This window comes from Flavonifractor hominis (assembly GCF_040095835.1).
Taxonomy (GTDB): domain Bacteria; phylum Bacillota; class Clostridia; order Oscillospirales; family Oscillospiraceae; genus Flavonifractor; species Flavonifractor hominis.
Window position 1 is genome coordinate 1 of the sequence record NZ_JBBMFT010000002.1, and the last position, 12,547, is coordinate 12,547.

At 62.2% G+C, this 12,547-nt stretch carries 6 protein-coding genes; 3 read left to right on the forward strand and 3 right to left on the reverse strand.

Annotated elements, in window-relative coordinates; all coding sequences use genetic code 11:
- Window positions 1–148 precede the first annotated feature (148 nt).
- Window positions 149–712 carry a Fe-S-containing hydro-lyase gene (locus WMO45_RS04310; RefSeq protein WP_349139336.1) on the reverse strand — a complete coding sequence of 188 codons (564 nt, stop codon included), beginning with the start codon at window positions 710–712 and terminating at the stop codon, window positions 149–151.
- A 1-nt stretch (window position 713) separates the two neighbouring features.
- On the reverse strand, window positions 714–1,547 hold the full coding sequence (locus WMO45_RS04315) for a fumarate hydratase (RefSeq protein ID WP_349139337.1): 834 nt from the start codon (window positions 1,545–1,547) through the stop codon (window positions 714–716).
- Window positions 1,548–1,886: 339 nt separating this feature from the next.
- On the opposite strand from WMO45_RS04315, the gene WMO45_RS04320 reads away from it, so the two are divergent.
- The 3 genes from WMO45_RS04320 (at window position 1,887) to WMO45_RS04330 (ending at window position 10,840) form a co-directional block, all read left to right on the forward strand.
- Window positions 1,887–7,496, forward strand: coding sequence for a glycoside hydrolase family 3 N-terminal domain-containing protein (locus WMO45_RS04320; RefSeq protein ID WP_349139338.1), 5,610 nt, complete (start codon window positions 1,887–1,889; stop codon window positions 7,494–7,496).
- A 156-nt stretch (window positions 7,497–7,652) separates the two neighbouring features.
- Window positions 7,653–8,780: a DUF4317 domain-containing protein gene (locus WMO45_RS04325; RefSeq protein ID WP_349139339.1), complete on the forward strand. Its 1,128-nt coding sequence runs from the start codon at window positions 7,653–7,655 to the stop codon at window positions 8,778–8,780.
- Window positions 8,781–8,848: 68 nt separating this feature from the next.
- Complete coding sequence (locus tag WMO45_RS04330; RefSeq protein ID WP_349139340.1) at window positions 8,849–10,840, forward strand: fructose-1,6-bisphosphatase; 1,992 nt, start codon at window positions 8,849–8,851, stop codon at window positions 10,838–10,840.
- A 41-nt stretch (window positions 10,841–10,881) separates the two neighbouring features.
- Here the strand turns inward: WMO45_RS04330 and WMO45_RS04335 are convergent, their stop codons facing one another.
- Window positions 10,882–12,189 carry a M18 family aminopeptidase gene (locus WMO45_RS04335; RefSeq protein ID WP_349139342.1) on the reverse strand — a complete coding sequence of 436 codons (1,308 nt, stop codon included), beginning with the start codon at window positions 12,187–12,189 and terminating at the stop codon, window positions 10,882–10,884.
- Window positions 12,190–12,547 lie beyond the last annotated feature (358 nt).

The following is a 12,547-nucleotide window of genomic DNA, read 5'->3' on the forward strand; positions in this document are numbered from 1 at the left end:
ACTTCGTCAACGGCCACATCCTGTATGTGGACGGCGGCATCCTCGCCTACATCGGCAAGCAGCCCTGAGCGGGCACAAGGGATTCAGAGAGAAGAGAATAAAAAGCAGCGCCCCCGCATTTAGCGGGGGCGCTGCTTTTTTGCATCCTTCAGAGCAGGCCGCGGGCCTGCAGATAGGCCTTCCGGCCCGTCTCATAGAGGTTGTTGCCCTGACTGTCAATGACCACGGTGAGGGGCAGGTTTTCCACCTCCAGCCGGCGGATGGCCTCCGCTCCCAGGTCCTCATAGCAGACCAGCTGGGCGGATTTGACGCACCGGCTCAGCAGGGCCCCGGCGCCGCCGATGGCGCCGAAGTAGACGGCGCCGGTCTGCTTCATAGTTTCGATCACCTCGGGGCTGCGCTTGCCCTTGCCGATCATGCCCAGCTCTCCCAGACGCAGCAGAGTGGGAGCGTAGGCGTCCATGCGGTAGCTGGTGGTGGGACCGGCCGAGCCGATGGGCTGGCCGGGGCGGGCGGGCGTGGGGCCCACATAATAGATGACCGAGCCCTCAATGGGGAAGGGGAGCGGCTTGCCCTCCGCTACCAGGGCGCACAGCCGCTTATGGGCGGCGTCCCGGGCGGTGTAGACCGTGCCGGTGAGATAGACGCTCTCCCCGGCCCGGAGGGAGCGGGCACATTCGCTGGTCAGCGGGGCAGTGAGGTATTTGGCCATATCAGAGCACCTCCGTTGCGTGCCGGGACACGTGGCAGTTGATGTTGACCGCGCAGGGCAGTCCGGCGATGTGGGTGGGCATGGTCTCAATGTGTACGGCCAGGGCGGTGGTGCGGCCACCGAAGCCCTGGGGCCCAATGCCCAAAGCGTTGATCTGCTCCAGCAGTTCCCGCTCCAGGCCGGCGTAGAAGGGATTGGGGCTTGGCTGACCCATATCCCGCAGCAGGGCGCGCTTGGCCATCAGGGCGCAGCGGTCAAAGGTACCGCCGATGCCCACCCCGACCACAATGGGAGGGCAGGGGTTGGGGCCGGCCAGATCCACCGTCTCCAGTACGAAGCGGCGGACCCCCTCCAGCCCGTCGGAGGGCTTGAGCATGGCGATGCGGCTCATGTTCTCGCTGCCAAACCCTTTGGGCGCCACCGTGACGCGCACCTGATCGCCGGGGACCAGGTCGATATACAGCACGGCGGGGGTGTTGTCCCCGGTGTTCACCCGTTCCAGCGGGTCGGATACCACCGATTTGCGCAGGTACCCCTCCGTATAACCACGGCGCACGCCTTCGTCCACCGCCGCGTGGATGTCGCCGGTGATATGGACTTCCTGCCCTACCTCCAGGAATACGCAGGCCATGCCCGTATCCTGACAGATGGGGGTCTGCCCGCCGATGGAGTCGTTTTCCAAAATATGATCCAGGATTTCCTGGGCCACCGGCCAGTCCTCCGCCTGACGGGCGGCCGTAATGGTGTCCAGAACATCCTGGGGCAGGCGGGTGTTGGCCTGAATGCACAGCCGGGCCACCGCCTCTGTGATAACGCTGGAAGAGAGTTCACGCATCGTGCTGATTCACTCCTTTTTGCCACATTTGGCTACATTATAAACAGGGCGCAAGACCTTGTCAACGCAGGATAAAAAAGGAAAAATGTTTCGCGTTCGTTGAACTGCACAAAGAAAAAAGCAAAAACATAGTGCATTATAAACGAATCGGGGGCAGTTATTTTAATCTACCTTGACTAATTCCAACAGAATGATTAGTATAATTACAGCAGTTGTGCTAACAGCTCTAACTAGAATGTTAGTATATCTAGCGATAGCACACAAAATCAATCTGGAAAGGGGGAGCAGAAGAAAGAGCGTTCCAAACAACCGGCGTGAAGAAAAGGAGAGGATTCGTGTATGAAACATAGGTATCCCAAGAGCAAGGGATGGCAGCGCTGCCTGACCCTGTCATTGGCTGCCGCCATGACATTGAGTCTGGCGTCCCCGGCCTTTGCAGCGGACGCGGACGACGGCTACATCAAGGCCCCCTATGAGCCCGCCAGTACGATGGAGAGCCAGGAATATCTGGAGCCTGTGATCTATGAAAACGGCGAAGGGGAACCCTCCATCGGCGTGACCACCGTGGATGTGATCCAGCAGGATGGAAAGTATTTCCGTGACTCCGACAACGACAAGGAGCTGGATCCCTTTGAGGACTGGCGCCTGAGCACCGACGAGCGTGTAAAAGACCTGCTGAGCAAGCTCTCTCTGGAGCAGCGTGCCGGTCAGCTCATGATTCACTCTGCGCTTCAGCCCGCCTACGCCACTGGTCAGGCGCCTGATGAAGGTGCCGGCGGTATCATCGGCGCGCTGCCCGGGAACGACGACAAGACCTTTGTCAGCGGTATTCTGGGCACCAGCGTGATCTCTGCTTTGGACAACAACGAGATCCGCCACGGCGTTATCCGCAACAACCCCAGCCCCAGTGAGCTGGCCCTGTTCAACAATGCCATGCAGCAGGTCACCGAATATCTGGCTGCCACCGGCGAGGATACGGTTACCCTGCCTTATATCAATATCTCCAATCAGCGCAACCACAGCGGTAAGACGGCCGTGGGCTTCTCCGAAGCGACCGGCATCTTTGCCACCTATCCCGGCACCCAGGGCCTGACGGCCGCCGCCCTCGGCATGGAGGAGCGGGAAGAAGGTTCCGGCTATGAAATGATTTCTACCTTTGCCGATGAGTCCCGCCAGGAGTGGGTGGCCACCGGCATTCGGAAAGCTTATATGTATATGGCCGACGTGACCAGCGATCCCCGCTGGACCCGCGGCTATGAGACCTGGGGCGAGGATCCCGATGTGGTGGCTGAGATCATCTCCCGCCTGGTCATCGGCTTCCAGAACGGTTCCGAGGGTGTCAACGAGGGCAGCGTGGCCATGACGGTCAAGCACTTCCCCGGCGGCGGCGCCCGTGAAAACGGCACGGATCCTCATAAGGAGAACGGCCGCTGGAACGTGTATGCCACCGAGAACTCCCTGGCGACCTACCACCTGCCCTCCTTCCAGGCCGCGGTGGACGCCAACGTCGGTTCCATCATGCCCTACTACGCCATTGCCGCTGGCGATGAGCGTTCCGCCACTCAGGTGGTCAACGGCTACACCATGACCTTTGACGACCAGAAGGGCATGGCCTACAGCCCCGAGATCCTGGAAACGCTGCTGCGGGGCATCATGGGCTTTGAGGGCTATGTCAACTCCGATACCGGCATTACCGAGGGTACTGCCTGGGGCATTGACAAGAGTGTGTATGACACCACTGCCCGCGTAGCCATGGCGCTCAACGCCGGTACGGACATCATCTCCGGCCAGAGCAACCTCAGCCAGGTGCTGGAGGCTGTGAAGCGCGCCGAGGCCAAGGCCGGCGGCGAAGAGGCCATGAAGGCCTATTGCGAAGCCAATGAGCTGGTGTACGAGGATGTCAAGGACACCCTGTTCTCCGACAACGCGGTGCTGACCGAGGAGCGTTTGAACGAGGCAGCCGGCCGCGTGCTGGGTGAGGCCTTTGACCTGGGCGTGTTCGATAACGCCTATGTGGATCCTGACAACGCCGAGAAGGTAGTCTCCGAGATCAAGGCCACCGGTCATGCCTATGACGTCCAGCAGAAGTCCGCGGTGCTGCTGAAGAACGACGGCGCGACCCTGCCCATGACCACCGACAAGGCCGACGGCAAGAAGGTCTATGTGACCTATCTGGATGAGAAGGGCAACGAGACCACCACCAAGATCGCAGCCGAACTCAAGACCATGTTTGAGAGCGCCGGCTACACCATGACCGACGATCCCAGTGAGGCGGCCTATGCCTACTTCTTCATCGATCCCATCCGCTATCCCAGCAGCGGCACCACCGGCTATGTGCCTGAGCTGGTCCTGGGCGAGAACATGGAAGTGCCCACCATCAACGACGATGCGGGTGAGACCGGCAATCTGTCCGGCGAGACCATGTCTCTGACCACCGTGGCGGGCTTCAACTCCATTGCCACCACTGCCGAGACCGTGCATCAGAACGGCGGCAAGGTCATTGCCCTGCTGAACATGAACCAGACCTGGATCGTGGACAACCTGGAGCCCAACTGCGATGCGCTCATCGTCCACTTTGACACCCAGCAGCCCGCTCTGCTGGACGTCATCTCCGGCAAGGTGGACGCGGTCGGCAGACTCCCGGTCTCCATGCCCGCCAACTACGACGTGGTGGAGCTGCACAACGAGACCCTGACCGGTCCCGACGGCAAGCCCACTGAGTACGCCATCTGCGCCTCCCCCAACGATGTGCCCGGCTATGACAAGGACAAGTACATGGATGCCGATGTGCTGGCTACCACCAGCGGCAACAGCTATGTCTACAAAGACAGCGCAGGCAATTCCTACAAGGTGGGCTTTGGCCTGAGCTATGACAACTACTACATCCCCGCGCCCTATGAGCCTGTGGATGATGTGGAGAGCCAGGTTTATCTGGAGCCCGTGGTCTATGAAAACGGCAAGGACGAGCCTTCCATCGCTGTGACCACCGTGGGCGTCATCTATCAGGACGGCAAGTACTTCAAGGACTCCGACAACGACAAGGTCCTGGATCCCTTTGAGGACTGGCGCCTGAGCACCGACGAGCGTGTGAAGGACCTGGTAGAGAAGCTGCCTCTGGATCAGAAGGCCGGCCAGGTCATGATCAACACCCTGAATGCCGCAATTGCCTCGGGTGAGTCTCCCGAAGGCGGCGCAGGCGACCTGATCGGCGGCCTGCCCGATCCCAGCGAGACCGACGCGTTTGTCAGCGGCCTGATCCCCGAGTCCGGCCTGAGCATTCTGGTGGATAACCAGATGCGCCACACCATTCAGCGCGCCAACCCCAGCCCCTCCGAGCTGGCGCTGTACAACAACGCGCTGCAGCAGACGGCGGAATATCTGGCCGTGACCGGTGACCCGGGCGATGTGGCGATTCCTGTCGTGCAGACCTCCAACCAGCGCAACCACAGCGGCCAGGCTGCCGTGGGCTTCTCCGAGGCCACCGGTATCTTTGCCACCTATCCCGGCACCCTGGGCCTGACGGCCGCTGCCCTGGGCATGGAGGCCCAGGAGAAGGGCTCCGGCTATGACATGATCTCCACCTTTGCCGACCAGTCCCGCCAGGAGTGGGTGGCCACCGGCATCCGCAAGGCTTATATGTACATGGCCGACGTGACCAGCGATCCCCGCTGGACCCGCGCCTATGAGACCTGGGGCGAGAAGCCCGATGTAGTGGCCGAGATCATGTCCCGCCTGGTGATCGGCTTCCAGAACGGTTCCGAGGGTGTCAACGAGGGCAGCGTGGCCATGACGGTCAAGCACTTCCCCGGCGGCGGCGCCCGTGAGAACGGTACCGATCCCCACAAGGAGAACGGCCGCTGGAACGTGTATGCCACCGAGAACTCCCTGGCGACCTACCACCTGCCTTCCTTCCAGGCTGCGGTGGACGCCAATGTCTCCTCCATTATGCCTTACTACGCGGTAGCCGCCGGCGACGAGCGTTCCGCCACTCAGGTGGTCAACGGCTACACCATGACCTTTGACGACCAGAAGGGCATGGCCTACAGCCCCGAGATCCTGCAGAAGCTGCTGCGCGAGATCATGGGCTTTGAGGGCTATGTCAACTCCGACACCGGTATCACCAACAACATGGCCTGGGGCGTGGATAAGGAAGTCTACGACATGCCTGCCCGCATCGCCATGGCGCTCAATGCCGGTACTGACATCATTTCCGGCGCCACGGACCTGGCCTCTGTGCTGGAAGCTGTGGAGCGCGCCGAGGCCAAGGCCGGCGGCGAAGAGGCCATGAAGACCTACTGCACCGAGAATGGCCTGGTGTATGAGGACGTCAAGGACACCCTGTTCTCCGACAACGCGGTGCTGACCGAGGAGCGGCTGGACGAGGCGGCCACCCGCCTGCTGAGCGAGACCATTGCTCTGGGCGTGTTTGACAACCCCTACACGGATCCCGATAACGCCGAGAAGGTAGTCTCCGAGATCAAGGCCACCGGCCATGCCTACGAGGTCCAGCAGAAGTCTGCGGTGCTTCTGAAGAACACCGACAAGACTCTGCCCATGACCGCAGAGAAGGCCAAGGGTAAGCTGGTTTATGCCACCTACATGGATGCCAACGGCGACGAGACCACCACAGAGATGGCGGCCGAGCTGGTCACCATGTTCGAAAATGCCGGCTACACCATGACGAGCGACCCCGCCAAGGCGGATTATGCCTACTTCTTCCTGGATCCCATCCGCTATCCCAGCAAGGGCACGGAGGGCTATGTGCCCGAGCTGCGCCTGGGCGAGGATCTGGATGTGCCCACCATCAACGACGATTCGGGTGAGACCGGCAACCTGTCCGGCGAGTTCACCAAGATGACCACGCTGAAGGGCTTTAACAGCATCAGCACCATTTCGGACAAGGTCCATGCCAATGGCGGCAAGGTTATTGCCCTGCTGAACATCAACAACATGTGGATCGTGGACAATCTGGAGCCCGACTGCGATGCGCTCATCGCGCACTTTGACACGCAGCAGCCCGCTCTGCTGGACGTCATCTCCGGCAAGGTAGAGGCGGTCGGCAAGCTGCCCGTCTCCCTGCCCGCCAACTACGATGTGGTGAAGCTGCACAATGAGACCCTGACCGGTCCCGACGGCAAGCCCACCGAGTACGCCATCTGCGCCTCCCCCAACGACGTGCCCGGCTACGACAAGGATAAGTACATGGACGCCGACGTGCTGGCTACCACCAGCGGCAACAGCTACACCTACAAGGACAGCGAAGGCAACTACTATGGCGTAGGCTTTGGCCTGACTTACAGCGATGTTCAGGAGCCCGATGACGGCGGCAATACCGACGGCGGCAACACCGGCGATACCGGCGACACCGGCACCACCACCCCGCCGGTGGTCATCGTGCGGCCTGCCTTCAACGACATCGCCAACCAGTGGTACACCGACGCGGCCAACTATGTGGGCCGCAACGGCATCATGAGCGGCGTGGGCGGCGGCCGGTTTGATCCCAACGGCTTCTCCAGCCGCGCCATGGTGGCTCAGGTCATCTACAATATGGAAGGCAAGCCCGCCACGGCCGGTGTGTCCGGCTTCACCGACGTGCTGGCCGGCCAGTGGTACACCGACGCGGTGACCTGGAACGTGTCCGCCAAGATCGTCAACGGCTACGGCAACGGCCTGTTCGGCACCAACGACAACGTGACCCGCGAGCAGCTGGTGGTCCTGCTGTACCGCTACGCTCAGTATAAGGGCTACGGCACCTCCGCCTCCGGCAGCCTGGCCGCCTTTGTGGACAGCGCCAGCGTCTCCGACTGGGCCACCCAGGCTATGAGCTGGGCCGTGGCAAACGGCATCATCAACGGCAAGGACGGCGCCCGCCTGGATCCTCAGGGTACCGCTACCCGCGCTGAGATGGCCAAGATCCTGATGGTCTTCTGCCAGAAGATCGCCCAGTAAGTTTAGCAAATACCGTTCACCCTTCCTTGTTTCCGCCGGGGTCCCTCATCCAGATCGGATGTGGGGCCCCGGCCCTTTTTCGACCCAATAGGACCGTTGACAAAGGCGCTCCTTCCGGCTAAACTGGACGGCAGTCAGGAAAGGAGCCGAGTACATATGAACGAAAAAGAAGTGGGGGAGCTGCGCCGGCGTTTCCGGCCTGAGCGCAACGGGATCACCCATATCCGGGGCTGCTATGTCAATGAGATCGGCGAGATCGTGGCCCAGTTTGACCAGTCCCTGGCCCTGCTCAGCCAGGAGGAGACCGAGACCTGCCTGGGCCTGCTGCGGCGGACCCTGTCGGGAACGCTGGGGAAAAACCTGCATTCCCTGGAATTTGCCACCCGTCAGGTGGCACAAGGGGAGGAGCACAAGCTGCTCATGACCCTGCGGGACTCCGCCCTGCGGGAGGAGGAGGCGGTACAGGCCTTTTTTCAGAAGGTCATCGGTGCGGTCCAGATGGAGGGCAACTATCTCATCCTGCTGGTCCACGACACCTATGACGTGCCCTACCGGGCCAAGGACGGCCAGCAGCAGGACGACGCCTCCGCCGAGGTCTATTCCCACATCCTATGCAGCATCTGCCCGGTCAAGCAGACCAAGCCCGCCCTGAGCTATCAGGTGCGGGAGAATGAGTTCCATAACCGGGCGGCAGACTGGCTGGTGTCGCCGCCGGAATTGGGTTTCCTCTTTCCCGCCTTTGACGAGCGCACCACCAATCTTTACGGCGCGCTCTATTACACCCGGGACAGCGCCGACGCCCATCCGGATTTTGTGCAGGCGGTGTTTCAGTGTCCGGTGCCCATGGCGGCCGACACCCAGAAGGAGACCTTCCAGAGCATGCTGGAGGAGACCCTGGGGGAGGAGTGCAGCTACGACGTGGTGCAGGCGGTCCACGACCAGCTGTGCGAGCTCATCCAGGAGCACAAGGACAACCGCGAGGAAGAACCGCTGACGCTGTCCAAGGGGGCGGTGAAGTGCGTGCTCCGCTCCTGCGGTGTGTCGGACAAGCATGTGGAGGAGTTCGATACCCAGTATGACGACCAGTTCGGGGCGGACACCGCCCTCAGCCCCCGGAACCTGGTGGAAAACAAGCTGGAGGTGACCACGCCCGACGTGGTCATCAAGGTCAGCCCCGAGCGCAGCGACCTGGTGCAGACCCGGATCATTGACGGGGTGAAATACATCCTCATCCGGGCGGAAGAGGGCGTGGAGGTCAACGGCGTCAGCGTACAGATTCCGTAGCCGGAGGGCTTGCAGCCGGCCGGTCCGTGTGGGATAATGGAACAAAGCGCAAAAGGGAGGTTTTGTCCATGACGCCCATCAGCACCTGCCAGCCGGAACACCTGCACTATCTGAAGATGCTGGCCCGGCAGTACCCCAATGTACAGGCGGCCAGTACCGAGATCATCAACCTTCAGGCCATCCTGAACCTGCCCAAGGGGACCGAGCACTTTATCTCTGACGTCCACGGGGAGTATGAGGCCTTTCTCCACCTGCTCAACTCGGCCTCCGGCGTGGTGCGGGAGAAGGTGGACGACCTGTTTGCCGCAACCCTGTCCAAACACGAGCGGGACCAGCTGGCCACCCTCATTTACTACCCACGGGAGAAGCTGGAGGAGGTGGAGCGGGAGACGGAGGACATGCGGGAGTGGTACCGCATCACCTTCCACCGGCTCATTGAGGTCTGCCGCCTGGTGAGCTCCAAGTACACCCGCTCCAAGGTCCGCAAGGCCATGCCGCCGGAGTACGCCTACATCATTGACGAGATGCTCCACACCCACTACGGGGACAACGATAAGCGGGACTATTACGAAAAGATCATTTCCACCATCATCGACATCGACCGGGCCTCCAACTTCCTGGTACAGATGTGCGAGCTCATCAAGCGCCTGGCGGTGGATCACCTGCACCTGGTGGGGGACATCTTTGACCGGGGCCCCCGGGCGGACATCATTCTGGACTCGCTGCTGGAGTACCACAGCGTGGACATCCAGTGGGGCAACCACGACATCCTGTGGATGGGGGCGGCGTCCGGGTCCCGCACGCTGGTGGCCACGGTGCTGGCCAATTCCCTGCGCTACAACAATCTGGAGGTCATCGAGACCGGTTACGGCATCTCTCTGCGGCCCCTGTCCGACTTTGCCAACGAGGTGTACGGCGGGTGCGATACCCACTGCTTTGCCGTCAAGCTCTCGGGAGAGGACGCGGGCAACTTTACCGAGCGGGATAAGCTCCTGGCGGCCCGGATGTACAAGGCCATTACCATCATTCTCTTCAAGCTGGAGGGGCAGAAGATCCGGCGCAATCCCGCCTTCGGCATGGACGACCGGCTGCTGCTGGACAAGATCGACTATGCCCACCGCTGCATCACCCTTCAGGGGGTCACCTATCCCTTGGAAGACACCGACTTCCCCACCGTGGACCGGACCGATCCCTACGCCCTGACACCGGAGGAAAACACCCTCATCAACCAGCTTACCGCCTCCTTCCGCCACAGCGAAAAGCTCCAGCGGCATGTGCGTTTCCTCTACTCCAAGGGCAGCCTGTACAAGGTGTTCAACGGCAACCTGCTCTTCCACGGCTGCATCCCCATGACGGCGGAAGGGGAGTTCATGACCTTCGAGACCCGGGAGGGACCGCTGAGCGGCAAGGCCTTCCTGGATTATGCCGACCAGACCGCCCGCCGGGCCTACTACAGCCGCCCGGGGAGCGAGGAGCGGGAGTTCGGCATGGACTTCCTCTGGTTCCTGTGGGCCGGGCGCAACAGCCCCATCTTCGGCCGGGAGCGGATGACCACCTTTGAGCGGCGTCTCATTCTGGACGAGTCCACCTGGACCGAGCCCAAAAATCCCTATTACCAGTTCTACAACGACCCCGCCGTCTGCGACGCCATGCTGCGGCAGTTCGGCCTGGAGGGCCCCCATTGCCACATCATCAACGGCCACATCCCGGTCAAGTCCAAAAAGGGGGAGAGCCCCATCAAGGGCGGGGGCAAGCTGCTGGTCATCGACGGCGGCTTCTGCAAGGCCTACCAGAAGACCACCGGCATCGCCGGGTATACCCTGATCTACAATTCGGCCTGCTTCCGCCTGGTCTCCCATGAGCCCTTTGCCGGGCGGGCCAACGCCATCCGGGAGAACCAGGACATCGCCTCCACCTCGGTGGTGTTTGAGCGGCTGGAGTCCCGCATGAAGATCGCGGGCACCGACGTGGGCCGCCAGCTCCAGGAGCAGATCGACGATCTGATGGCCCTGCTGTGGGCCTACCGCAGCGGCGCCATCGTGGAGGACCACAAGGAATAAAAAAGGGCCGCATCCCACCGGGATGCGGCCCTTTTACAGGTTTAGGGCGTATTCAGACGGTAGCAGCCGTCACTGGTCTGGGTGAACTGTGCCTGGAAGAAGGCGGTGCACGCCCGGGAGAGGTACTCCGGATCCCGGCTGCCTGCGGTCTCCACCGCCGCGTGCATGGCCAGCTGGGCCATGCCGATGTCCGCCATGGGAATGCTCACCGCCCGGCCCAGCAGGTTGCCCAGGGTAGAGCCGCCAGGCTCGTCGGCCCGGTTGGCAAAGATCTGCACCGGCACCTCCGCCCGCTGGCAGATGGCGCGGAACAGACCGGCGGTGAGGCCGGTGGTGGTGTACTTCTGGTTGGCGGAATACTTGACCACCACCCCGCCGTTGGGGTAGACCCGGTTGGCCGGGTCGGCCTTTTCCGGGAAGTTGGGGTGGACGGCGTGGCCGTTGTCGGCACTGAGCAGCAGGCTGTTGGACAGGGCCAGCTGCTGGGCCTGGGGACTGAGGGAGAGGACCTGAGCGATGCGGGCGAGCACGTCGGGCAGGAAGGAGCTCAGCGCTCCCTGCCGGGTGCCGCTGCCCACCTCCTCATTGTCGAACAGGCAGTAGACCTGACCTGCGTCGGCAAGGGGCTTGGCGTTCAGAAAGCCCTCCAGCGTGGCATAGGCGCAGCCCAGATCGTCGATGCGGGGGGCCTGGAAGAATTCCCCGCCGGCGCCCAGCAGCACCGGCTCCTGCCGGGGGCAGAGGAACAGGTCGGTGGAGAGGATGTCCTCCTCTCCACAGCCCAGTTCCCGGGCCAGCAGAGTGGTGAGAGATTCCGCACCCGCCAGGGCGTACAGGGGCTGCATGTCTTTTTGGGCGTTGTAGTCGTGGCCACGGTTCACGTCCCGCTGCTGGTGGATGGCAAGGCTGGGAATGGTCAGCAGGTCACGGTCCAGATAGACCAGGCGGCCCTCCACCCCCTCCGGGGTGCGGACCACGGCACGGCCGGCCACCGTCAGCGGGCGGTCCAGCCAGCTGGCGCAGTTCATGCCGCCGTAGCCCTCTGTGGCCAGGCGGATGTAGCGCTTGTCCCCCTCCAGTACGTCGTTTTTTACATAGAAGGTGGGGCTGTCGCTGTGGGCGGCGGTCATACGCCAGCCGGTGGGGGCCTGCTGGGGCAGGCGGAAGGCGATAAGGCTGCTCTGATTGCGGGTGGTGTAGTATCCCTTGCCGGGCTCCAGTTCCCACAGAGAACCTTCCTCCAGGCGGATAAAGCCGCCCTCTTCCAGTAGTGCAGCGGCACTGCGCACCGCGTGATAGGGGCTGGGACTGTTCTGTATGTACTGCATCAGGCGTTGGGTTGTCTGCATGATGGTATCCTCCTTTGCCGGTCCATTATAAGCCTTTGTCCGTGCCGTGTACAGTGCCGGACGAAAAAAAGCCCCCCGGCTGTGCCGGGGGGCTTTTGCAGATTTGTTAATTGCCTTCGTCCTGCATGGCCTTCTCCTGAGCGGCAGGAGGAGCGTCTGTCCCGGCGGAACAGGTTCCGCCGGGAGCCCTGTGGGCGTTATTTGATCTGCTCGGGGCAAGTGAATGGCCCCGGCATCAAGGTTTTGTGCCGTTGGCCCAAAACGCTTGAACGGCGCAAAGTGCCGCCCCGTCTTTGGCGGGGCCCCTGAGGCCGCTCTCCCTGCCGCCAACAAGAAAGCCCCCCGGCTGTGCCGGGGG